This window comes from Acidovorax sp. BoFeN1, from assembly GCF_003345135.1.
GTDB lineage: Bacteria > Pseudomonadota > Gammaproteobacteria > Burkholderiales > Burkholderiaceae_C > Acidovorax > Acidovorax defluvii.
In genome coordinates this window covers 1-23,317 of sequence record NZ_QOZT01000063.1, presented here as the reverse complement: position 1 = coordinate 23,317, position 23,317 = coordinate 1, and the positions used below count along the sequence as shown (strand labels likewise).

The following is a 23,317-nucleotide window of genomic DNA, read 5'->3' as shown; positions in this document are numbered from 1 at the left end:
GCCCACAGCCCCGCCCAGGTTCCGGCACTTTTTGTCTCGCACGGTGCGCCCTTGTTTGCGGTGGATGCGGGCGAAACCGGCCCCGCGCTCACCCGCTGGGGCCAGGGTCTGCGCGCGCAGTTTCCGGCGTTGCGTGGCGTGGTCATCATGTCGCCGCACTGGATGGCCCGCACCCCTCAGGTCATGACGGGCCCGCAGCCCGCAACCTGGCACGACTTTGGCGGTTTTCCGCCCGCGCTGTACCAGTTGCAATACCCCGCGCCCGGCGCACCGGCGCTGGCGCAGGAGGTGCTGGCCCTGCTGCAGGCGGCTGGCGTGGCCGCCCAGGGCGATGCAGGGCGCCCGTTTGACCACGGCGCCTGGGTGCCGCTGATGCACTTGTTCCCAGAGGCCGACCTGCCGGTGGTGCAAGTGGCGCTGCCCGTGGGCGCTGGCCCCGCCGAGGTCTATGCGCTGGGCGCCGCGTTGCGCGGCCTGCGCAGCCAGGGCGTGCTGGTGATGGGGTCGGGCAGCATGACGCACAACCTGGCCGAGTTTTTTGGCGGCGCGCGTGAGCCCGCGCCTTATGTGATTGCGTTCAGCCGCTGGATTGAATCGGCGCTCGAGCGCGGCGACATGCAGGCGCTGCTGAACTACCGCAGCCTGGCGCCCCACGCCGAGCGTGCCCATCCCACTGAAGACCATTTTTTGCCGCTGTTCTTTGCGCTGGGTGCTGCAGGCGACGATTTGCACGCAAACTACTTGAGTCGCGAGGTGATGTACAGCATGCTCGCGATGGACGCCTTTGCATTGCAGCCAGCGGCATGACCGTGCCAGCATCCCCCATTTATCAACCCTAACCGCCTCTGGCGCATGACCATGCTTGATCTACCGCTCACATTTTTACAGCGACCTGCTGCAGCGGGTACCCCCCGGCCCTGGCTGCTGGTGCTGATGCACGGCGTGGGCAGCAACGAGCAGGACCTGTTTAGTCTTTCTTCGCAGATTCCCGAGCGCTTTCATGTGCTGAGCCTGCGCGCACCCCACCGCATGGGGCCGGGCTCGCACGCGTGGTTTGATTTTTCGATCGAACCGGGCAGTGGCGCGCGCAGCATCAACGAAGAGCAAGAGGCCCACAGCCGTGCCGTGGTGGCGCAGACTGTTGAGGCGGCTTCGGCCCAGCTGGGCATTCCGCCCGAGCGCGTGGTGGTGGGGGGCTTCAGCCAGGGCGGCATCATGGCCCTGTCGTTGCTGCTGACGCGGCCCGAGTTGCTGCATGCCGCCGTGGTCTGGCACAGCCGCCTGCTGGCGCAGGTGGTGCCGCTGCAGGCCTCGCACGATGCCCTGCACGGCAAGAAGCTGTGGCTGAGCCACGGCACGCACGACAACGTGATCCCGCTGGCCAACGCCCAGGCCATTGCACACCACATGGCAACGCTGCCCGTGTCGGTGACCTACCGCGAGTATCCGAGCGAGCACGAGATTCGCCCGTCCGAGCTGGCCGCAACGGTGGCGTGGCTGGAGTCGCTTTCAACCAGCCCCACGCCCTTTTGAGGCACTTGGTCCACACGGGTGGAGTTGTTTGTTTGCTATATAAATAATAGCTGATTGCGCTTGTTGGATAAGGGCTGCGACCCTATTTGAATCTGATATTGCTCTGATTCAAGAGCGCGGCACGGTCATTCCGGCAGAGGGTGCCCGGGCCGAAAGAACGCATCCAGCACCGGCATCAGCGCTGCGAATTCGTGCGCAAACTGCGCCCGGTTCACAAAATACGCCTCGCACGCCACCGCAAAAAACTCGGCAGGCGCCGTGGCGCCATAGGCATCGAGCCAGGGTGGCGCGGCGCCAAACCGCTGGGCCATGATGACGCGCTCGCGAAAGTCCGCATAGGCCGGCTCCCATGCGGCCCACCACGCCTCATGTGCGGCACGCGCAGTGCGGGTGCCCATAAAGCCCGCCGGCAGGGGGGGGCAGCCGTTGGGGGCGCCGCTGCGCATGTCGAGCTTGTGCACAAACTCGTGCACCACCACATTCGTGCCGCGCTCGGTGTTGTGGTGTGCATTGGCCACATGTTGCCAGCTGAGCATGATGGGGCCGCGCTCCATGGCCTCACCCAGCAGCACCTCGGTATGCTCGTGCACCACGCCGGCCTCGTCCATCGTCTGGCGGCGTGCCACGGCCTCGCCAGGGTGCACCACGATGCCCACAAAATCGTCATACCAGCCCAGGGCTGAGGCCGCATCGCCCCAATGCAGCAGGGGCAGGCAGGCCTGCGCGGCGATGTCGATGGCCATGGCATCGGTCACCACCAGGCCATGGGCGCCGTGGAACTGCTTGTGGTGCAAAAAGAGGGCGCTGAGCGCGCGCAGCTTGGCCTGATCGTGCAGCGGCAGCGCCGCGAGAAACGGGTAGCGCTGCAGGGTTTCCAGCCACAGCGTGGCCGAAATGTCAGGCACGGGCGCCACGGCGGCGCGTACGCGGCTCCAGAGCCGGTCAAGAAAGGGGGGCATGGCGATCAGGCAGCAGGAGGTCAAGCCCCGCGCAGTTCAGGATCGCTCGCACATGGGGGCCCAATTCACGCGTTCCAAGCCCTGTGCAGTCAGGCGCAGCACTTCGGCGCGCGGCGGGTTGGCGGCTGCGTCCCAGTCGCTGAGCACCACCCGCTGCCGGCCAGGGGCCAGGGCGTGGCTCGCGGGCTTGTGGGTATGGCCGTGGATCAGGGTGTGCGCATGGGCGGCCGTAAGCCACTGAATGGCAGCGGGGCCATCCACATCGGCGTAGATGGCGCCCGACTGTTTGCGCGCTTCGCTCTCCTGGCGGATGCCGCGTGCCTGCGCCCGGCGCACGGCCAGGGGCTGCGCCAGAAAGCGCTTTTGCCACTCGGCACTGCGCGCCTGCACGCGAAAGCGCTGGTAGTCCACATCGTCAAGGCACAGCAGGTCGCCATGGCTGAGCACAAGGCGCTGGCCACCGAAGACCAGCACGGTGGGGTCTGCCAGGCCGGTGATGCCGCAGTGCGCAAGGAACTCCGGGCCCGCCAGAAAGTCGCGGTTGCCGTGCATGAAATACACGGGCAGGCGCTGCGCCGCAGCCTGCAGGGCCGCGCAGCCCTGGGCTTCGAAGCTGCCAGTTTCGTGCAGGGCATCATCGCCCACCCACACCTCGAACAGGTCGCCCAGGATGAAAAGGGCGTCGGCCGTGGTGGTTTGCAGGTAGTGCTGCCAGGCGGCCACGGTAGCGGGCTCGCAGGCCTGCAGGTGCAGGTCGGAAATGAAATCGACCGTGCGCCAGTGCGAAGGAGCGGCAAGCTCCTCGAACCGGGGCACGGTCGGGGTCGCTGCAGGCCCTCCGATATCAGGCATCCCTTGCGGCGCACGCTGCGCGCGGACAACGGTACTGGCGCGGCCCAAGCCAGGGACGCCGAACAAGGGCCGCCCCGCAGTGAGGGCGTCGTCCCCCTTCCCGCACCGCGTAGCGATGTGAGAGAAGGGGGAAGGCGCGCAGCGCCACAGGGGGATGTCCCATGTTCAGAGGGCCACTGCCTTCTCGATCACGACGTCTTCCTTGGGCACGTCGTCATGGAAGCCGCTGCGGCCGGTCTTGACGGCCTTGATCTTGTCCACTACGTCAGCGCCGGACACCACCTTGCCGAACACCGCATAGCCCCAGCCCTGGGCCGATGGCGCGGTGTGGTTCAGAAAGCCGTTGTCGGCCACGTTGATGAAAAACTGTGCCGTGGCCGAGTGCGGGTCGCTGGTGCGGGCCATGGCCACGGTGTAGTTGGCGTTCTTCAGGCCGTTGTTGGCTTCGTTCTGGATGGGCGCATCCGAGTTCTTTTGCTTCATGCCGGGCTCAAAACCGCCGCCTTGCACCATGAAACCGGGGATCACACGATGGAAGATCGTGTTGTTGTAGTGGCCCTTGTTTACATACGACAGGAAGTTCTCGACCGACTTGGGCGCCTTGTCGGCGTCGAGTTCGAGGGTGATGACGCCGTAGTTGGCGATGTGCAGTTCGACTTGGGGGTTGCTCATGGCATGTTCCTTAAGAAAAAATGAATTACTTCACCAGCGTGGCGGACTGGATGGTGACTGGGGTGGTTGGCACGTTCTGGTGACCGCCCTTGTTGCCGGTGGCCACGGACTTGATCTTGTCCACCACCTCGGTGCCGCTCACTACCTTGCCGAACACGGCATAACCGTGGCCGTCAGGCTGGGGGGCATTGAGCATGGCGTTGTCTTTAACGTTGATGAAGAACTGCGCGGTGGCCGAGTTGGGGTTGCCCGTGCGCGCCATGGCGATGGTGTAGGTGTCGTTCTTGAGGCCGTTGCTGGCTTCCAGCGGGATGGGGGCCTTGGTGGGCTTTTGCACCATGTCGGCCGTGAAACCACCGCCCTGGATCATGAAGCCGTCGATGACGCGGTGAAACACCGTGCCGTCGTAGTGCTTGTCTTTCACGTAGGTCAGAAAGTTTTCGACCGTCTTGGGTGCCTTGGCCGGGTCGAGCTGCACCACGATGTCACCCATCGAAGTGGCCAGCTTCACCTTGGGGGCGTCTTGTGCCTGCACCGGAGAGGCTATAGAAAACATAGCTGCCAGCGCAATGCCAGCAAGCGCAATGGTCGATTTTCTTTTGGAAATCATGCAAAACTCCTTGATTGAATCGGGGCCGCGAACCGTGGTGGACGGGCCGCCGCGGCGATGGGGAATATGGCGCCAAAGTTACCACCGGACCGTTTGCGGTGCAGGCGGCATTGCCGCAAGCCCCTGCGCGCGGACGGTCGTCAGGGGCGCGAAGCTGCGGGCTTGCCTGCAGCACCGGCCGCAGTGGCCGAAGCCGGCTGGAGCAGCGTGCGCAACTGGGTCAGTTTTGACTTGACGGCGGGGTTGCTGGCCTCCAACTGCTGCGCCTTGGTGTAGGACTGGTAGGCCAGCCGGGCGTGGATGTCGCCCAGATTCTCATGCGCCGCCGCATACGATGGGTTGTTGCGCACCGCCATCTCGAGCGCCGTGCGGGCCTTGTCAAGCTGGTTCTGGCTGGCGTAGATCACCGCCAGGTTGTTGTAGGGCTCGGGCAGCTCGGGGTATTCCTGAATGAGCTGGGTGAAGGTGGCGATGGCCGCGTCGGTCTGGCCGATGTCGGTTTGCGCCACGCCGCGCAGAAAGCGCAACTGCGGGTCGCGCGGGGCGGCCGTCAGGCGCTGGTCTGCCTTGCTCAGGGCTTCGGCTGCCTTGCCGGTCTTGAGCAACTGGCTGATCTCAACATAGTCGCTGGCGTGGGCCATGCCTGCGCCCAGCCATGCAGTCAGGGCCAACAGGCGCAAAAGTCGTGGGAGGGTGCTGCAGACTTGCTTCATGGCGGGTAGGGAGGAGGTGCGCGCCGTCCGGGGCCGGGCGGGGCTTATACTTCGGCGGATTGTAGCTGAGGGGGTTGTCATGACGGTGCGCTGTTGCCGCTGGTGATTTCGCTGGGCGCCCAAGGCTGGGCGCATCCCCTCGCAGGGCCCAACCCTTTCGCTGCAGGGTGAGCTGGCTTCACCCGTCCCCCCATCAAGTCTCTCGTTACAGAAATCCCATGAGTTTGCGCATCTACAACACGCTGTCGCGTGCCTTGGAAGATTTTTCCCCGCTCGAACCTGGTCATGTGCGCATGTATGTGTGCGGCATGACCATCTATGACCTGTGCCACATTGGCCACGCCCGCATGATGATGGCGTTTGACGTGGTGCAGCGCTGGCTCAAAAGCAGCGGCTACCGCGTGACCTATGTGCGCAACATCACCGACATTGACGACAAGATCATCAAGCGGGCGCTGGAGCGGGGCATCACCATCCGCCAGCTCACCGACGAAATGATCGCTGCCATGCACGCCGACATTGGCGCCCTGGGCATCGAGCCCCCCGCCCTTGAGCCGCGCGCCACCGAATACGTGCCGCAGATGCTGTCGCTTATCGGCCAGCTCGAAGGCAAGGGCCTGGCCTATCGCTCGCCCCATGGCGACGTGAACTACTCGGTGCGCAAGTTTGCGGGCTACGGCAAGCTCTCGGGTAAATCGCTGGATGAGCTGCGCGCTGGTGAACGCGTTGCGGTGCAGGACGGCAAGGAAGACCCGCTCGACTTTGTGCTGTGGAAATCCGCCAAAGAGGGCGAGCCGCCCGAAGCCAAGTGGGACAGCCCCTTTGGCACGGGCCGTCCCGGCTGGCACATCGAATGCTCGGCCATGAGCTGCGCCACGCTGGGCGAAACTTTTGACATCCACGGTGGCGGTGCCGACCTGCAGTTTCCGCACCATGAAAACGAGATCGCCCAGAGCGAAGGCGCCACGGGCAAGCCGCTGGCGCGCTTTTGGGTGCACAACGGTTTCGTGCGCGTGGACAACGAGAAGATGAGCAAGTCGCTTGGCAACTTCTTCACCATCCGCGATGTGCTGAAGCAGTACGACGCCGAGACGGTGCGCTTTTTCATCGTGCGCGCCCACTACCGCAGCGCCCTCAACTACAGCGATGCGCACCTTGACGACGCGCGCCAGTCGCTCAAGCGGCTTTACACGGCATTGAGCCTGGTGGCGCCAGCCAGCGTGGCCATCGACTGGGCCGAGCCCCATGCCGCACGCTTCAAGGCGGCCATGGACGAAGACTTTGGCACGCCCGAGGCCATTGCCGTGCTGTTCGATCTGGCCAGCGAGGTCAACAAGACCCGCTCTGCCGAACTGGCGGGCCTGCTCAAGGCGCTGGCGGGCTGCCTGGGCCTGCTGCAGGGTGATCCGCAGGCCTTTTTGCAGGCCGGTGCGGGTTTTGACGAGGCTGCCATCCAGGCGCAGATTGCCGCCCGTGCAGCCGCGAAGGCGGGCAAGGATTTTGCAGAGGCTGACCGCATCCGCAATGCCCTGCTGGCCCAGGGCATCGTGCTCAAGGACTCGGCCGCTGGAACGACCTGGGAAGCTGCACAGTGATTTTTTTGAATGTGAAATACGCCGCCAGGGCAGATGGGGCGAGCAGTGGCAGCTTCTAAAAATGTAGCGATTGAGGCACTCGGCCCATCCAGCCCGGCGCTGGCTACGCCCGACTACTGGGCCGATGCCTGCAAGCATCTGATGAAGAAAGACCGGGTGATGAAGCGGCTGATTCCCCAGTTTGGTGATGCGGCTTTGCAAACGCGCGGTGACGCATTCACCACGCTGGCGCGCAGCATCGTCGGGCAGCAGATATCGGTGAAGGCCGCGCAAACCTTGTGGGAGCGCTTCGCCGCGCTGCCGCGCACCATGAAGCCCGGCAACGTGCTCAAGCTCAAGATCGACGACATGCGTGCGGCCGGCCTGTCGGCCCGCAAGGTGGACTACCTGGTGGATCTGGCGGTGCACTTTGATGCGGGCAAGCTGCATGTCAAAGACTGGGCGGCCATGGACGACGAGGCCATCATTGCCGAGCTGGTGGCCATCCGTGGCATCGGCCGCTGGACGGCCGAAATGTTCCTGATCTTCTATCTGATGCGCCCGAATGTGCTGCCCCTGGATGATGTGGGGTTGATCAACGGTATCAGCCAGAACTATTTTTCGGGCGATCCGGTCAGCCGCAGCGATGCCCGCGAGGTGGCCGAGGCCTGGAAACCCTGGTGCAGTGTGGCGACTTGGTATATTTGGAGATCGCTCGACCCGTTGCCCGTGGCCTATTGAGGCAAGTTTCAACAGTCATGAACCGGTTGCAACACAGGCCTCGCACCAGAGGTACTGAGGGCGCGACCCAAGGAGAAATACGTTGGCGAAAAAGACCTTTCTGGATTTCGAGCAGCCTATTGCCGAACTCGAATCCAAAATCGAAGAACTGCGCTACGTGCAGACCGAGAGCGCGGTGGATATCTCGGAAGAAATCGACCAGCTCAGCAAAAAGAGCCAGCAGCTCACCAAGGACATCTACAGCGATCTGAGCCCGTGGCAGATCACCAAGATTGCCCGCCACCCCGAGCGCCCCTACACGCTCGACTACGTGCGCGACATCTTCACCGACTTCGTTGAACTGCACGGAGACCGCCACTATGCGGACGACCTGTCTATCGTGGGCGGCCTGGCGCGTTTCAATGGCCACGCCTGCATGGTGCTGGGCCAGCAAAAGGGCCGCGACACCAAAGAGCGCGCCATGCGCAACTTCGGCATGAGCAAGCCCGAGGGCTACCGCAAGGCCCTGCGTCTCATGAAAACGGCCGAAAAATTCAAGCTGCCCGTGTTCACGTTCGTGGACACGCCCGGTGCCTACCCCGGCATCGACGCCGAAGAGCGCGGCCAGTCCGAAGCCATCGGCCGCAACATCTTCGAGATGGCGCAGCTTGAGGTGCCCATCATCACCACCATCATTGGCGAAGGCGGTTCGGGCGGTGCGCTGGCCATCAGCGTGGCTGACCAGGTCGTCATGCTGCAGTACGCCATCTATTCAGTGATCAGCCCCGAGGGCTGTGCCTCCATCCTCTGGAAGACCAGCGACAAGGCTCAGGAAGCGGCCGATGCCCTGGGCATCACCGCGCACCGCCTCAAGGCGCTGGGACTGGTGGACAAGATCGTCAGTGAGCCCGTGGGGGGCGCACACCGCGATCCCAAGCAGATGGCGGCTTTCCTCAAGCGCGCGCTGGGCGATGCATTCCGCCAGGTGGCCGACCTCAAGACCAAAGACCTGCTGGATCGCCGCTACGGTCGTCTGCAAAGCTATGGCCGCTTCACTGACACCAAGGCCGACAGCCGTTGATTGCCTGGTGATGAAGGCTGCCGCCTTCTCCTCGCCCCTGTGCCATGGCCCCGCAAGGGGCCTTTGCATTGGTGCGGGTGTCTGGTTGCCACGGGCGGACAAAGGCATGCAATGACTCTCTCGTTCGACGTGGCCATTGCCGCTTTTTCGCCTGCGTTGCCAATGGTGGTGGGGCTGAGTGGTGGCGCCGACTCGACGGCCCTGCTGCTTGCCTGCGAACGAAAATGGCCCGGGCAGGTGCAGGCTATCCATGTGCACCATGGTCTGCAGGCGGCAGCCGATGGTTTCGAGCAGCACTGTGCTGCCCTGTGCCTAAGTCTCAATGTGCCGCTGTGGGTAAAGCGGCTGGACGCCCGGCACGCCCCTGGCCAGAGCCCCGAAGACGCAGCCCGGCAGGCGAGATACAAGGCTTTTGAGGCTGTAGCCCTTGCCAGTAAAGCGCAAATAGCTATTAAATCAATAGCAATTGCCCAGCATGCGGACGACCAGGCCGAGACCCTGTTGCTGGCGCTTTCGCGCGGCGCAGGCGTTGCCGGGCTTGCCGCCATGCCCGCCCGCTGGGAGCGCGCAGGGGTGGTCTGGCACCGCCCGTTGCTGCAGGTGGCCGCTGCTGACATCCGCAGCTGGTTGCGTGTGCAGGGCCAGCCCTGGGTGGAAGACCCCACCAACACCGACCAGCGCTACACCCGCAACCGCATTCGCGCCCAACTGTTGCCTGCGCTGGAGGCCGCGTTTCCGGCATTTCGCGACACATTCGCCCGTTCGGCGTCCAACGCCGCACAGGCGGCCGAATTGCTGGACGAACTGGCGCAGCAGGACCTGCTGCGGGTTGGCGCACCGCCGCACATCACTACGTTGCAAGGCTTGAGCCGTGCGCGCCAGGCCAACGTGTTGCGCCACTGGTTGCGTGTGGCGCATGCCACCACGCCCTCCGCAGCGCAGCTTGGGGAGTTGCTGAACCAGCTCGCCGCGTGCACCACGCGCGGCCATCGCATTCACATCAAGGTGGGGCGGGGATTCGTGGTGCGATCGGGGCCGCAGCTCGGTTGGTACAATCCCGAGGTTTTGGTCTAACAACGGCACGAAAAACGGCGGCGCACCAAAACAGTGTCCAACCTGCGCTGCGGCTCCAGTTTCGTCACCCCAATATCCAATGGCATTGATCGTTCATAAATACGGCGGCACATCGATGGGCTCTCCCGAGCGCATTCGCAATGTCGCCAAGCGCGTGGCCAAATGGGCACGCGCCGGCCACCAGATGGTGGTGGTTCCGAGCGCCATGAGCGGCGAAACCAACCGCCTGCTCGGCCTGGCCAAAGAGCTGGCGCCCGAGCGCGCCATGCAGTCTTACCATCGCGAACTTGACATGCTCGCCGCCACCGGCGAGCAGGCCTCGTCAGCGTTGCTGGCCATCGCGCTGCAATCCGAAGGAATGGAAGCGGTCAGCTACGCTGGCTGGCAGGTCCCCATCCGCACCGACAGCAGCTACACCAAGGCGCGCATCGAGTCGATCGACGACCAGCGCGTGCGCGCCGACCTGAACGCCGGCAAGGTGGTCATCGTCACCGGCTTTCAGGGCATCGACGGTGAAGGCAACATCACCACGCTGGGCCGCGGTGGCTCGGACACCTCGGCCGTGGCCGTGGCAGCCGCCATGAAAGCCGCCGAATGCCTGATCTACACCGACGTGGATGGCGTTTACACCACCGACCCGCGCGTGGTGCCCGAGGCACGTCGTCTGCATACGGTGAGCTTTGAGGAAATGCTGGAAATGGCCAGTCTGGGCAGCAAGGTGCTGCAGATCCGCTCGGTCGAGTTTGCAGGCAAATACAAGGTGCCCATGCGCGTGCTCTCCAGCTTCACGCCCTGGGACATCGACATCAACGAAGAAGCCAAGTCCGGCACGCTGATCACTTTTGAGGAAGACGAAAAAATGGAACAAGCCGTCGTATCCGGCATCGCTTTCAACCGCGACGAGGCCAAGATTTCGGTGCTGGGCGTGCCCGACAAGCCAGGCATCGCCTACCAGATCCTGGGCGCCGTGGCCGAGGCCAACATTGAAGTCGACGTGATCATCCAGAACGTCAGCAAGGACGGCAAGACCGACTTCAGTTTCACCGTCAATCGCAACGACTACGCGCGTACGGTCGAGCTGCTCAATGAAAAAGTGCTGCCGGAGCTGGGTGCACAAGAAGTGGCGGGCGACACCAAGATCTGCAAGGTGAGCATTGTCGGCATCGGCATGCGCAGCCATGTGGGCGTGGCCAGCAAGATGTTCCGCACCTTGAGCGAAGAAGGCATCAACATCCAGATGATTTCCACCTCCGAGATCAAGACCTCGGTGGTCATCGACGAAAAATACATGGAACTGGCCGTGCGCAGCCTGCACAAGGCGTTCGAACTCGACCAGCCGGCGGCCTGAGACTGCCAGAAACGCCTCGAAAATGAGGCATAATAGCTGGATTGGAAACGTGACCGAGTGGCCGAAGGTGCTCCCCTGCTAAGGGAGTATGGGGTGTAGAGCCTCATCGAGGGTTCGAATCCCTCCGTTTCCGCCAAACAACAAAGCCCCGCATGTCGGGGTTTTTTTGTTTTTGGCGATTGGCGCGGTGGTGTCGGTCGGCCAATAAGCACCTTCAGAGACACAACAGCGCCAGCGCGTTACTCATCGATAGATGCGCTCCAGCGGTCGCCCCAGTTCTGGGCGCGGTCGATGTTGCGCCGGTCCCGTTTTGTGGGGCGTCCTTCCTGCAAGGCGGCGGCGGGCTCGGGGGCCAGCCGGCGTTGCTCGGCGGCTTTTTCACGGGCGGCGATGCTGTCGGGTGTTTCTTCGTACAGCCGTTGTGCCACCGGGGCCGGGCCGCGTGCGCCGCTCAATCCCCGCACGATCACGGTGCGTGCGATAACACCTTGGCGCAAGGCCACGGTGTCGCCACAGCGCAGGTCGCGGGCCGGTTTGGCTTGCTGGCCATTGACGGTGACACGGCCCTTGCCGATTTCTTCGGTGGCCAGGCTGCGGGTTTTGTAGAACCGCGCGCACCACAGCCATTTGTCCAGTCGCATCGTTTCGGGGGAATTCATGGGGAGGATTGTGCCGTGGCGGCGGTGTTGAGGGAGCCGTCTGTGGGCGGGGGCAGTGGCAGGTGAACGACGGCGTCCAGCCCCGCCACGCGGCCTGATTCCACGCGGTTGGTCAGCGCGATGCGGCCACCGAGCGCCTGAACGATCTCGTGGCAGATGGCCAGGCCCAGGCCGCTGCCGGTGCGTACGTCACCTGCAGAGAAGGGCTGGAAGAGGCGTGCGGCCAGTTCATCGTCGACGCCGCTGCCATGGTCGCTGATGCAAAGCACTGCCTGGTGATCGGCGCAGCGCAGGTCGACCGCCAGATCGCTGCCTTGCGGGGCATGGCGGATTGCGTTGTGCAGCAGATTGCGGGCCAGCTCGCGCAGCATCCATTCGTGGGCAAATACCGTTGCCGGCTCGGTATGGATGCCAAAGTCGAGATCGCGCTGCGCGATCAGGGGTGACAGGTCCAGCGCCACGGCACGCAGGATGTCGTCGAACCGCGTCGGTGGCGGCGCGCTTTGCTGGCGCAGCTGCTCGACCTTGGCAAGGGCCAGCATCTGGTTGGCCAGTTGGGTGGCACGGTCCACAGTGTTGCTGATCTCCTGCAGTGCCTGGTGCTGGGGCACATCGCCGCGCAGGGCCGACTGCACTTGCGTCTTGAGCACGGCCAGCGGCGTGCGCAACTGGTGCGAGGTGTCGCGCACAAAGCGTTTTTGGTGGCGCAGCAGATGCTGCAGCCGTTGCATGACCTGGTTGGTGCTGTCGATCAGGGGTTGCAGTTCACGGGGGGCGGAGCTGGCTGCGATCGGGCTCAGGTCGCCATCGGGGCGTGCTTGCAGCTGCTGGCTGAGCTGGCGCACCGGGCGCGTGGCGCGTTGCACCACGATGACGACGGTGAGCGCAATCACGGCAATCAGCAGCGCCTGCCGGGCCAGCGTGTTCCACAGGATCTGCAGCGCCAGGGTGTGCCGTATTTCCAGGGTTTCCGCCACCTGAATGACCGCCATGCCGCGGCCATTGGCACTGGCCACGGGTTGCAGCAGCACGGCCACGCGCACGTTCTCGCCGCGGAATTGGTCGTCATAGAAATCCACCAGTGCCGCATAGGGAGGGCGATCCGGAATGCGCCCGTGCCAGGCCGCAAGTTCGGCAAAGCCCGAGACCATTTCGCCCTGCAGGGTGGAGACGCGGTAGAACATGTGGCTCTGGTTGTCGGCCTCGAAGGCTTCCAGGGCAGAGTAGGGTACGACGGCCCGCAGCTGCGCCGCGTCGTCGTAGCCCGATACGTCCAGCTGTTCGCTGATGGTCTTGGCCGACGCCAGCAAGGTGCGGTCGTAGGCGGTGTTCAGCGAGGCCAGGGCCTGGCGGTACAGGCTGAACGTGTTGAAGGCGATGAACGCCACCACCGGCAGCAGGATGCCCATCAGCAGCCGCCGCCGCAGTGACTGGGCGCGCAACGCAGCGGGCCTTGTCATGTATCGGCCCTGAGCAGGTAGCCCAGCCCGCGCAGCGTCATGAGGGTCAGGCCCGTGCCGGCCAGTTTCTTGCGCAGGCGGTACACCACCACTTCGATGGCTTCGTACTGCACGTCCAGCTGGCCCGGAAACACCAGTTCATAGAGGCGCTCCTTGGTCACGGCATGGCCCGGCTGCACCAGCAGGGCATGCATCAGCGCCAGTTCGCGGGGTGTGAGCTCCATCACTTCGCCGTTGTGGTACAGCGCGCCGCTGTCCTTGTCATAGCGGATGGCCCCGATCTGGACCGAATGCTCTGCCGAAGGTGCCGCATCGCTGCTGCGCCGCAGCAGGGCGCGCAGCCGCGCTTCCAGTTCGTCCAGATCGAACGGCTTGGGCAGGTAGTCATCGGCACCGGCATTGAGGCCCAGCACCCGGTCGCCCACGGTGCCGCGTGCGGTGAGGATCAGCACCGGCGTGCGCAGCCCGCGGGCACGGGCCTGTTGCAGCACCTGCAGGCCGTCCAGGCCGGGCAGGGTGAGGTCGAGCACCACGGCATCTGGCGGACGTGCGACCCACTGGCTGAGCGCCGCCGGGCCGTCGCCCACGGCGGTGATTTCCATGCCCCGGCGCGCCAATGCGCGCTGCAGCGTGAGCTGCATGGTGGGGTCGTCTTCGACGAGAAGCAATTGCATGCGCGGCACCATAGCACCGACCGCGCTGGGCCGTGGCATTGGTGTTTTCCCTGAGTGTGCGGACAGCCGTTTGACAGGCTGCGCGCGCATCATCAGGCGGTTCGCCAACCCTATAAGGAGACATCGATGCGTCGCGACACCTTTCTCAAATCCCTGGCCGCGCTGGCTGCTGCCGGGGCCTTGCCCCTGTCGGCCCATGCAGCCAGCGCCGTCAAGATGATGCTGCCCGCCAACCCCGGCGGCGGGTGGGATTCCACGGGCCGTGCCCTGGGCAAAGCGCTGCTCGAATCGGGGGCGGCATCGTCGGTCACCTACGACAACAAAGGTGGCGCAGCCGGTGCGATTGGCCTGGCGCAGTTCGTCAACTCCAGCAAGGGGGACCCGAACGCCCTGATGGTGATGGGCGCGGTGATGCTGGGCGGCATCATCACCGGCAAGCCGCCGGTGAGCCTGTCGCAAGCCACGCCGATTGCGCGGCTGACCAGTGAGTACAACGTGTTCGTGCTGCCCGCCAATTCGCCCTTCAAGAGCATGGCCGAGGTCGTTGCCCAGCTCAAGAAAGACCCCGGCAGCGTGAAATGGGGTGGCGGCTCGCGCGGCTCCACCGAGCACATTGCCGCGGCGATGATTGCCCGCGAAGTGGGTGTGGACCCGGCCAAGATCAACTACGTGGCGTTCCGCGGAGGTGGCGAGGCGATTGCAGCCATCCTGGGCGGCAACGTGACGATTGGCGGTGGCGGCTACAGCGAGATGGCCGAGTACATCGCCACCAAGAAGATGAGGCCCATTGCCGTGACCTCGGGCCTGCGCCTCAAGAACTCCACGGTGCCCACGCTCAAGGAGCAGGGCATCAACGTGGAGATCGGCAACTGGCGTGGCGTGTATGCCGCGCCCGGCATCACGGCCGAGCAGCGCAAGGCGCTGACGGACATGGTCGCCAAGGCCGTCAAGAGCAAGAGCTGGGCCGAATCGCTGGAGAAAAACGACTGGACCCCGGCCTGGATGGCGGGCGACGAGTTCGCGAATTTTGTGGACAACGAGTTCGCCAGCCTGCGCGCCACCATGGTCAAGGCGGGCATGGTCTGAACCGTGCCCCTGCGCCGTGCGGCCGCCCGGTGGGCGCACGGCGGTTTTGTGTGCGATCACTGCAGTGCGCACCGTATTGCGCACGGTATTACGCGCTGTGTTGCGCACCTTGGGCCCTGTGCCCAAGGGCTTGAGAAAGACCCCGCATGTCTGATCCGACAACCCCTGATTCCTCTAGTTCGGGCACCGAACCCGGCGTTGCCAACAACCTGCAGGCCACGCGCATGCAGACCGTGGTGGCGGTCGGCGTGCTGCTGACCGCTGCTGCGCTGGCGCTGGGCGCCATTGATATTCCATCGAACGCGGGCTACAGCGGCGTTGGCCCCAATTTTCTGCCGTGGCTGGTGGCAGGCGTGCTGGCGCTGTGCGGCGGCGTGCTGCTGTGGGAGGGGCGATCGGGCGGATTTCGTGCCATGGAAGAGCCCAATGACGCCGCCCGTGCGGACAAGCCTGCCTTTGTGTGGGTGTCTGCCGGCCTGTTGCTCAACGCAGCCCTCATCACCACGGTGGGATTCATCCTGAGTTGCACGCTGTGCTATGTGCTGGCCGTGCAAGGGCTGCGCCGGGCTGCGGGGCAAGACGCCGGCACAGCGCGCACCTGGGCGGTGGACGGAGTGACGGGCGTGCTGATCTCGGCGCCTGTTTACTGGACTTTCACGCAGTTCCTGGCGATCAACCTGCCAGGGCTCACGCAAACCGGGTGGTTGTGATGGAAATCTTTGATGCACTGATGGCGGGCTTTGCCACTGCCGCCACGCCCGCCAACCTGCTGTGGGCCCTGGTGGGCTGTGCGCTGGGCACGGCAGTGGGGGTGTTGCCCGGCATTGGCCCTGCGGTGGCGGTGGCCATGCTGCTGCCCATCACGGCCAAGGTCGAGGTCACGGCCTCGATGATCTTTTTTGCCGGCATCTACTACGGTGCCATGTATGGCGGCTCCACCACCTCCATCCTGCTCAACACGCCGGGCGAAACCGCCAGCATGGTCACGGCCATGGAGGGCAACAAGATGGCCAAGAGCGGCCGCGCCGGGGCGGCGCTGGCCACATCGGCCATTGGCTCGTTCGTGGCGGGCACCGTTGCCACCGTGGTCGTGACCCTGTTTGCCCCCTATGTGGCCGACTTTGCCGTGAAGCTGGGCCCGCCCGAATACTTCATGCTGATGGTGCTGGCCTTCACCACCGTGAGCGCGGTGCTGGGCAAGAGCACGGTGCGCGGCATCACCGCGCTGTTCGTGGGGCTGGCGGCCGGCTGCATTGGTATGGACCAGATTTCTGGCGCGGCGCGCTACACCGGCGGCAAGCCCGAGCTGCTCGACGGCATCGACATCGTGCTGGTCGCCGTGGGCCTGTTTGCCGTGGCCGAGGTGCTGTATGCGGCGATGTACGAAGGCCGCGTGGTCGAGTCGCGCAACCGCATGAGCCGCGTGCACATGACCGGGCGCGACTGGAAGCGCTCCATTCCCGCGTGGCTGCGCGGCACGCTGATCGGCACGCCGTTTGGCTGCATTCCGGCGGGCGGCACCGAGATTCCGACCTTTCTGAGCTACGCCACCGAAAAGAAGCTGGCCAAGGACACCGACAAGGCCGAGTTCGGCACCGTGGGCGCGATCGAAGGCGTGGCCGGCCCTGAGGCCGCCAACAATGCCACCGTGACGGCGGCCATGATCCCGCTGCTCACGCTGGGCATTCCCACCTCCAACACCACGGCGGTGCTGCTGGGCGCGTTCCAGAACTACGGCATCAACCCCGGTCCCCAGCTGTTCACCACCTCGGCCACGCTGGTGTGGGCGCTGATTGCCTCGCTGTACATCGGCAACGTGATGCTGCTGGTGCTGAACCTGCCCATGGTGGGCCTGTGGGTGAAGCTGCTGAAAATCCCCAAACCCCAGTTGTATGCGGGCATCCTGATTTTTGCCACGGTGGGTGCCTACGGCATGCGCCAGAGCACCTTCGATCTGTTCCTGCTGTACGGCATTGGCCTGCTGGGTGTGCTGATGCGGCGCTTTGACTTTCCTACGGCGCCCGTGGTGGTCGGCATGATCCTGGGGCCGCTGGCCGAGGCACAGATGCGCAATGCGGTGTCGATTGGCGAGGGCAGCTGGCTCGTCTTTGTGCAGCGCCCCATGTCGCTCACGCTGCTCCTCATCGTGCTGGCGGTGCTGATCCTGCCGCGTCTCTTTCAGCACATGGCGCGGCGCAAGCTGGCGCGCCTGCAGCAGCTCGATGCGTGAGGCTGCCGGCTGGTGGATGGGGTGCTTTGCCGATTTTTGCATTAAATCGGGCTGAAGCCCTTGATGGATAAGCGCGAGCAGCTATTGAATAAATAGCAATTGTGCGCACGACTCCGATAGCGCCACGGCGGGCCGGGGCGCGCTACCATCGCGGCCATGCCCTTGCTCAATGAAGAAGCCCCCGCACTGCCGATGGATGCCCAGGGCATTCTGGAGCTGGCGGCGCGCTCCATGTTCCAGTTGTTCTCCAGCGTCAGCCAGGGCATGTTTTTGGTGGACCGCAGCGGTCGCATCGTCTGGGTGAACGAGGGTTACCAGCGCTTTTTGCCCGCCCTGGGGTTCTCGTCGGTGGACCAGTTTGTCGGCCGCACGGTCGAAGAGGTGATCCCCAACACCCAGATGCGCCGCGTGCTCGAAACCGGCCAGCCGGTGCTGATTGATCTGCTCACCAACAAGGCGGGCACCTTTGTGGTCAGCCGCATTCCCTTGCGCGACGAGGCCGAGCGGGGGATTGGTGCCATTGGCATCGTGCTGTTTGACCACCCCGAAACCACGCTGCAACCCCTGATCGGCAAGTTTGCGCTGTTGCAGCGCGACCTGGATGATGCGCGGCGCGAGCTGGCCAGCCAGCGCAGCCGCTCGCTGGCCGTGTCGGGCGACGGCCAGCGGCGCGCCAAATACACATTTGCCAGCTTTGTCGGATCGAGCCCCGCGGCATCCGAGGTCAAGCGCCAGGCGCGCCGTGCCGCGCAGTCGTCCAGCCCCGTGCTGCTGCTCGGCGAAACCGGCACTGGCAAAGAGCTGCTGGCCCATGCCATCCACGCGGCGTCCAGCCGTGCCAGCGGCCCCTTTGTCAGCGTGAACATTGCCGCCGTGCCCGACACATTGCTGGAGGCCGAGTTTTTTGGCGTGGCCCCCGGCGCCTACACCGGCGCAGACCGCAAGGGGCGCGATGGCAAGTTCAAGCTGGCCGATGGCGGCACGCTGTTTCTCGACGAAATCGGCGACATGCCGCAAAGCCTGCAGGCCAAGCTGCTGCGCGCCTTGCAAGAGGGCGAGATCGAGCCGCTGGGCTCCAACAAGCTGGTGCCCTTCAATGTGCGCGTGGTGGCCGCCACCTCGCGTGACCTGGGGGCGCTGGTGCGCGAGGGCCGGTTTCGCGAAGACCTTTTCTATCGCCTGCATGTGCTGCCGGTGCGCGTGCCGCCGCTGCGCGAGCGGCGAAGTGACATCCCGGCGCTGGTCGAAGTGCTGGGCGAAGACCTGGCCCTGCGCAACGGCACGGCGCCGCCTGAGTTGCAGGCCGATGCCATGGCGCTGTTGGCGGGCCAACCCTGGCGCGGCAATATCCGTGAGCTGCGCAACGTGCTGGAGCAGGCTGCCATGCGCAGCGATTCGCAATCCATTGATGCCTACCAGCTCGAAAACATCCTGCGCGAAGCCGGGGTCGAGCCTGCGGCACCTGTGCCCCATGCCGTGTCAGAGCCCAGGGCGCTGGGCGACGAGTGCTACCTGCGTCCCCTGGCCGAGCAGGTGGCCGAACTGGAGCAGCGCGCCATAGCGGCAGCGCTCAAAGCCCATGGCGGCAACAAACAGGCGACGGCGCGGCAACTGGGCATCTCGCGGGCCACGCTGTACGGACGTCTGGAAAACCCTGATTAAAAATCAAACAAATGTCTGAATGTCAGGCATTTAATCTGTCTGAAATTCAGACATGATTATTCGGTGCGGATAAATAAACCATACAAATCAACAGTTTGATGCGTGGCACGAACTGTGCAATGTTCAGTCAAAACACAAGGAGACAACCCCATGCAACGCCGCACCCTGGTCGCACTGGCCACCCTGGCCGCCACACTGTCTGCCCCCGTATTCAGCCAGTCGGGCGAAATCCGCATAGCCCACGTTTACAGCAAGACCGGCCCGCTCGAAGCCTATGGCAAGCAGACGCAAACCGGCCTGATGATGGGCCTGGATTACGCCACCGGCGGCACCATGGCCGTCAACGGCAAAAAGATCGTGGTGATCGAGCGGGACGACCAGGGCAAGCCCGACCTGGGCAAGAGCCTGCTGGCCTCCGCCTACTCGGACGACAAGGCAGACATCGCCGTGGGCCCCACGTCGTCGGGCGTTGCGCTTGCCATGTTGCCCGTGGCCGAGGAATACAAAAAGATTCTGCTGGTGGAGCCCGCTGTGGCCGACGCCATCACGGGCGACAAGTGGAACAAATACATTTTTCGCACCGGCCGCAACAGCAGCCAGGACGCCATCAGCAATGCCGTGGCCATCGACAAGGCCGGGGTGACCATTGCCACGCTGGCACAGGATTACGCCTTTGGCCGTGATGGCGTGAAAGCCTTCAAGGGCGCCATCAAAAATGCCAAGCTGGCGCACGAGGAATACCTGCCCGCCAACACCACCGATTTCACGGCCGGTGCGCAGCGCCTGATCGACAAGCTCAAGGACCAACCGGGCCGCAAGATCATCTGGATCTTGTGGGCCGGTGCGGGCAACCCGTTCAAGATCGCCGACATGGACCTCAAGCGCTACGGCATCGAGATCGCCACGGGTGGCAACATCCTGCCCGCCATGGCCAGCTTCAAGAACTTCCCGGGTATGGAAGGCGCCACCTACTACTACTTCGGTATTCCCAAGAACCCCGTGAACGAAGCCCTGGTGGCCGCGCACTACAAGCAGTTCAAGGCGCCGCCCGATTTCTTCACGGCGGGGGGCTTCAGCTCTGCCATGGCGCTGGTCACGGCACTCAAGGCCACGGGCGGCGATGTCAATACCAACAAGCTCATCAAGACCATGGAAGGCATGAGCTTTGACACCCCCAAGGGCAAGATGACCTTCCGCAAGGAGGACCACCAGGCCCTGCAGAGCATGTACCACTTCAAGATCAAGGTGGACCCGGCCTTCGCCTGGGGCGTGCCCGAGCTGGTGCGCGAGATCAAGCCCGAAGAAATGAACGTGCCGATCCGCAACAAGCGCTGACCGGCTGCTTTCTGGCGGGCGCCGCCGTGCCTGCCGTAGTGCTATGTTATTTATAGCTGCTAGCGCTTGATGGTAAAGCGCCAGAGGTCGTTTTTATTCAAAAATGGGATGGCGCTGCCGATGGCTTTTGGCGGCGCACGCACCGCACATGCTTGAAACCCGAGACCTGACCATTCGCTTCGGCGGCCATGTGGCGGTGAATGCCGTGAGCTGCGCGTTCGCGCCGGGCACGCTCACGGCCATCGTGGGCCCCAACGGCGCGGGCAAGACCACCTACTTCAACCTGATCTCCGGGCAACTGCGGGCCAGCGCCGGCACGGTGACGCTGGGCGGGCAGGACCTGACGGGGCAGTCGCCATCGGCCCGCACGCGCGCCGGGCTGGGGCGGGCGTTTCAGCTGACCAACCTGTTCCCGGGCCTCAGCGTGCTCGAAAACGTGCGCCTGGCCGTGCAGGCCACGCGCGCCGGGGCGCACCGCCGGGGGCTGAACCTGTGGAGCATCTGGAGCGACCACCGGGCGCTGACCGAGCGGGCCGAAGCCATCCTGCACACCGTGTCGATGCTGGAACGTCGCGATACCCCCGTGGCCAGCCTGCCGCACGGTGACCAGCGCAAGCTCGAAGTAGCGCTGCTCATGGCGCTGGAGCCGCAGGTCTACATGTTCGACGAGCCCACCGCTGGCATGGGCCACGACGAGGCACCGGTCATCCTGAACCTGATCCGCGCGCTGAAAAAGGACAAGACCAAGATCATCTTGCTGGTCGAACACAAGATGGACGTGGTACGGGAGCTGGCCGACCGCATCATCGTGCTGACCAACGGAACGCTGGTGGCCGATGGCGCCCCGGCCGAGGTGATTGCCTCGCCCGTGGTGCAAGAGGCCTACCTGGGCATTTCCAAAGATGCTGCCAAAGATGCCGACAAGGAGGCCGCATGAGCATGGTCCTGATGACCGCGGCCGGGTTGTCCCACGGCGCAAGCTCCGCCCCGCTGGGGCGCGGCGCACGCGCAGTGGCACCTGTGGGGGCCTTGCTGGAGTTGAAGGGCGTGCACACGCACATCGGGGCGTATCACATCCTGCACGGCGTGGACCTCGTCGTGCCCAAGGGCCAGCTGACCATGCTGCTGGGGCGCAATGGCGCGGGCAAGACGACCACGCTGCGCACCATCATGGGCCTGTGGCAGGCATCCAAAGGCGCAGTGCGCTTTGCCGGCAGGGACATCACGGCACTGCACACGCCGCAGATCGCGGCCATGAACATCGCCTATGTGCCCGAAAACATGGGCATTTTTGCCGACCTCACGGTGAAAGAAAACATGCTGCTGGCCGCCCGCAAGGCGCGCAACGCGGACCAGATGGACGCGCAGCGCTTGCAGTGGATTTTCAAGCTTTTCCCGCCGGTCGAGACGTTCTGGAACCACCCGGCCGGCAAGCTCAGCGGCGGACAAAAACAGATGGTGGCGGTGGCGCGCGCCATGGTCGAGCCGCGCGATTTGCTCATCATCGACGAGCCCAGCAAGGGCCTGGCGCCCGCCATCATCAACAACATGATCGAGGCGTTCGACCAGCTCAAGAAGAGCGGCGTGACCATTTTGCTGGTCGAGCAGAACATCCACTTTGCCAAGCGCCTGGGCGATACCGTCGCCGTGATGGACAACGGCCAGGTGGTGCATGCGGGCAGCATGGCCGCGTTGGCCGAAGACGAGGCGTTGCAGCGTTCGCTGCTGGGGCTGGCGCTATGAGATGTTCTGATTTGAAGCCTTTTTGGCCTCTAGCCCTTTATGGTAAAGCGCTAGCAACTATTAAATTAGTAGTGTTTTGCGGTGTGGCCAACGCCGCGTGCGCGGTGAGGTTTGTGCGTGTGGCCACTGGCGGCGCAGCAGGAGTCCATGCATGAACACCCGCGATTTCGACTGGAAGCCGCTGGCGCTGGTGCCCGCGCTGGCGCTGCTGGTGCTGCCCTTCATCGGCTCGCCCAGCACCTGGCTCACGCTCACGGTGGCGGGGCTGGCCATGGGCATGATCATCTTCATCATCGCCTCGGGCCTCACGCTGGTGTTCGGCCTCATGGACGTGCTCAATTTCGGCCACGGCGTGTTCATAGCGCTCGGCGCCTTTGTGGCCACCAGCGTGCTGGGTGCCATGGGCGACTGGACGGGCTCTGAGCAGCTGTGGCGCAACATGGTAGCGGTGCTGCCCGCCATGCTGGTGGCCATGGCGGTGGCGGGCGCCGTGGGCCTGGCGTTCGAGCGCTTCATCGTGCGCCCGGTGTACGGCCAGCACCTCAAGCAGATCCTCATCACCATGGGCGGCATGATCATTGGTGAAGAACTCATCAAGGTCATCTGGGGCCCGGCGCAGATACCGCTGCCGCTGCCCGAAGGCATGCGCGGCTCGCTGTTGGTGGGCGATGCCGCCATCGAAAAATACCGTCTGATTGCCGTGGTGGTGGGCCTGGTGGTCTTCGGCGTGCTGGCCTGGACGCTTTCGCGCACCAAGGTGGGCCTGCTGATCCGCGCTGGCGTGCAGGACCGTGAAATGGTCGAAAGCCTGGGCTACCGCATCCGCCGCCTGTTCGTGGGTGTGTTCGTGGTGGGTTCGGCGCTGGCGGGCCTGGGCGGTGTGATGTGGGGGCTTTACCAGCAGAGCGTGGTGCCGCAGATGGGCGCGCAGGTCAATGTGCTGATCTTCATCGTCATCATCATCGGCGGGCTGGGCAGCACGGGCGGTGCGCTCATCGGTGCGCTGCTGGTGGGGCTGATGGCCAACTACACCGGGTTTCTGGCCCCCAAGGTGGCGCTGTTCTCGAACATTGCGTTGATGGTGGCCATTTTGCTGTGGCGGCCGCAGGGTGTGTACCCGGTCACCAACCGATGAAACCCCCTGAGTAACCGTCTTCAAAGTCAAGCACTATGAAGCGATGCGTCCCAAGGTTTGCCGGTTCTGACCATGGCGTTGAGCATGGTCAGCAGCTTGCGCATGCAGGCGACCAAGGCAACCTTGGGCAGCTTGCCTGCAGCCTTCAGTCGCTCGTAGAACGCCCGGATGACCGGGTTGTAGCGCGCCGCGGTCAA

General features: G+C 64.4%; 23 protein-coding genes, 1 tRNA gene and 1 pseudogene. 16 read left to right on the top strand and 9 right to left on the bottom strand.

The annotated features are described in order from the left end of the window. The coding region (locus tag DTW89_RS13840; protein ID WP_236637144.1) for a DODA-type extradiol aromatic ring-opening family dioxygenase at positions 1-807 on the top strand (807 nt) is incomplete at its 5' end. A gap of 51 nt (positions 808-858) precedes the next feature. Beyond that, positions 859-1,533 (top strand): alpha/beta hydrolase, encoded by a 675-nt coding sequence (locus tag DTW89_RS13835; RefSeq protein ID WP_114656382.1) that lies wholly within the window; start codon positions 859-861, stop codon positions 1,531-1,533. Positions 1,534-1,658: 125 nt separating this feature from the next. Here the strand turns inward: DTW89_RS13835 and DTW89_RS13830 are convergent, their stop codons facing one another. The 5 genes from DTW89_RS13830 to DTW89_RS13810 form a co-directional block, all read right to left on the bottom strand. Continuing rightward, positions 1,659-2,492, bottom strand: coding sequence for a zinc-dependent peptidase (locus DTW89_RS13830; RefSeq protein WP_114656378.1), 834 nt, complete (start codon positions 2,490-2,492; stop codon positions 1,659-1,661). Between the two features lie 36 nt (positions 2,493-2,528). Next, complete coding sequence (locus DTW89_RS13825) at positions 2,529-3,344, bottom strand: UDP-2,3-diacylglucosamine diphosphatase (RefSeq protein WP_114656377.1); 816 nt, start codon at positions 3,342-3,344, stop codon at positions 2,529-2,531. Positions 3,345-3,509: 165 nt separating this feature from the next. Next, positions 3,510-4,016: a peptidylprolyl isomerase gene (locus DTW89_RS13820; protein ID WP_111866789.1), complete on the bottom strand. Its 507-nt coding sequence runs from the start codon at positions 4,014-4,016 to the stop codon at positions 3,510-3,512. 25 nt (positions 4,017-4,041) lie between these two features. Next, positions 4,042-4,626, bottom strand: a complete 585-nt coding sequence (locus DTW89_RS13815) for a peptidylprolyl isomerase (protein WP_114656376.1) — start codon at positions 4,624-4,626, stop codon at positions 4,042-4,044. 140 nt (positions 4,627-4,766) lie between these two features. Continuing rightward, complete coding sequence (locus tag DTW89_RS13810; protein WP_442858115.1) at positions 4,767-5,297, bottom strand: tetratricopeptide repeat protein; 531 nt, start codon at positions 5,295-5,297, stop codon at positions 4,767-4,769. Positions 5,298-5,557: 260 nt separating this feature from the next. Between DTW89_RS13810 and cysS the strand changes: the two genes are divergently transcribed. The 6 genes from cysS (at position 5,558) to DTW89_RS13780 (ending at position 11,272) form a co-directional block, all read left to right on the top strand. After that, the gene (gene cysS, locus DTW89_RS13805; RefSeq protein WP_114656374.1) at positions 5,558-6,934 is read left to right on the top strand and encodes a cysteine--tRNA ligase; all 1,377 of its coding nucleotides are present in this window, start codon (positions 5,558-5,560) and stop codon (positions 6,932-6,934) included. Between the two features lie 45 nt (positions 6,935-6,979). Next, positions 6,980-7,654, top strand: a complete 675-nt coding sequence (locus DTW89_RS13800; protein WP_442858114.1) for a DNA-3-methyladenine glycosylase family protein — start codon at positions 6,980-6,982, stop codon at positions 7,652-7,654. An 82-nt stretch (positions 7,655-7,736) separates the two neighbouring features. Next, the gene (locus tag DTW89_RS13795; protein ID WP_114656372.1) at positions 7,737-8,714 is read left to right on the top strand and encodes an acetyl-CoA carboxylase carboxyltransferase subunit alpha; all 978 of its coding nucleotides are present in this window, start codon (positions 7,737-7,739) and stop codon (positions 8,712-8,714) included. Between the two features lie 111 nt (positions 8,715-8,825). After that, positions 8,826-9,788, top strand: a complete 963-nt coding sequence (gene tilS / locus DTW89_RS13790) for a tRNA lysidine(34) synthetase TilS (RefSeq protein ID WP_114656371.1) — start codon at positions 8,826-8,828, stop codon at positions 9,786-9,788. Positions 9,789-9,867: 79 nt separating this feature from the next. Continuing rightward, positions 9,868-11,136, top strand: coding sequence for an aspartate kinase (locus tag DTW89_RS13785; protein WP_024815725.1), 1,269 nt, complete (start codon positions 9,868-9,870; stop codon positions 11,134-11,136). A 43-nt stretch (positions 11,137-11,179) separates the two neighbouring features. Then, positions 11,180-11,272: transfer RNA gene (locus DTW89_RS13780), tRNA-Ser, on the top strand. 103 nt (positions 11,273-11,375) lie between these two features. Here DTW89_RS13780 and DTW89_RS13775 read toward each other — a convergent pair. The 3 genes from DTW89_RS13775 to DTW89_RS13765 are packed head-to-tail and all read right to left on the bottom strand — an operon-like array spanning position 11,376 to position 13,929. Further along, complete coding sequence (locus tag DTW89_RS13775; protein WP_094097628.1) at positions 11,376-11,795, bottom strand: RNA-binding S4 domain-containing protein; 420 nt, start codon at positions 11,793-11,795, stop codon at positions 11,376-11,378. Continuing rightward, complete coding sequence (locus DTW89_RS13770) at positions 11,792-13,255, bottom strand: sensor histidine kinase (protein ID WP_114656370.1); 1,464 nt, start codon at positions 13,253-13,255, stop codon at positions 11,792-11,794. Before DTW89_RS13770 ends, DTW89_RS13775 begins: the two co-directional genes overlap by 4 nt. Beyond that, positions 13,252-13,929, bottom strand: a complete 678-nt coding sequence (locus tag DTW89_RS13765; protein ID WP_114656381.1) for a response regulator transcription factor — start codon at positions 13,927-13,929, stop codon at positions 13,252-13,254. Before DTW89_RS13765 ends, DTW89_RS13770 begins: the two co-directional genes overlap by 4 nt. A 126-nt stretch (positions 13,930-14,055) precedes the next feature. On the opposite strand from DTW89_RS13765, the gene DTW89_RS13760 reads away from it, so the two are divergent. The 8 genes from DTW89_RS13760 to DTW89_RS13725 all read left to right on the top strand — a co-directional run bounded on the left by DTW89_RS13760 (position 14,056) and on the right by DTW89_RS13725 (position 23,120). Continuing rightward, complete coding sequence (locus DTW89_RS13760; RefSeq protein ID WP_114656369.1) at positions 14,056-15,015, top strand: Bug family tripartite tricarboxylate transporter substrate binding protein; 960 nt, start codon at positions 14,056-14,058, stop codon at positions 15,013-15,015. Between the two features lie 146 nt (positions 15,016-15,161). Then, positions 15,162-15,725 (top strand): tripartite tricarboxylate transporter TctB family protein, encoded by a 564-nt coding sequence (locus DTW89_RS13755; RefSeq protein ID WP_114656368.1) that lies wholly within the window; start codon positions 15,162-15,164, stop codon positions 15,723-15,725. After that, positions 15,725-17,245, top strand: coding sequence for a tripartite tricarboxylate transporter permease (locus DTW89_RS13750; protein ID WP_114656367.1), 1,521 nt, complete (start codon positions 15,725-15,727; stop codon positions 17,243-17,245). The genes DTW89_RS13755 and DTW89_RS13750 overlap by 1 nt, the downstream gene beginning before the upstream one ends. A gap of 156 nt (positions 17,246-17,401) precedes the next feature. Further along, positions 17,402-18,907: a sigma-54 interaction domain-containing protein gene (locus DTW89_RS13745; protein WP_114656366.1), complete on the top strand. Its 1,506-nt coding sequence runs from the start codon at positions 17,402-17,404 to the stop codon at positions 18,905-18,907. 150 nt (positions 18,908-19,057) lie between these two features. Further along, complete coding sequence (locus DTW89_RS13740; protein ID WP_114656365.1) at positions 19,058-20,242, top strand: substrate-binding domain-containing protein; 1,185 nt, start codon at positions 19,058-19,060, stop codon at positions 20,240-20,242. Between the two features lie 148 nt (positions 20,243-20,390). Further along, on the top strand, positions 20,391-21,179 hold the full coding sequence (locus DTW89_RS13735; RefSeq protein ID WP_114656364.1) for an ABC transporter ATP-binding protein: 789 nt from the start codon (positions 20,391-20,393) through the stop codon (positions 21,177-21,179). 83 nt (positions 21,180-21,262) lie between these two features. Continuing rightward, positions 21,263-21,985 (top strand): ABC transporter ATP-binding protein, encoded by a 723-nt coding sequence (locus DTW89_RS13730; RefSeq protein WP_114656380.1) that lies wholly within the window; start codon positions 21,263-21,265, stop codon positions 21,983-21,985. A 151-nt stretch (positions 21,986-22,136) separates the two neighbouring features. After that, positions 22,137-23,120 (top strand): branched-chain amino acid ABC transporter permease, encoded by a 984-nt coding sequence (locus DTW89_RS13725; protein WP_111866807.1) that lies wholly within the window; start codon positions 22,137-22,139, stop codon positions 23,118-23,120. A 26-nt stretch (positions 23,121-23,146) separates the two neighbouring features. On the opposite strand, the pseudogene DTW89_RS13720 reads toward DTW89_RS13725, so the two are convergent. Further along, positions 23,147-23,317: pseudogene (locus DTW89_RS13720) on the bottom strand (IS110 family transposase); the annotation flags it as partial.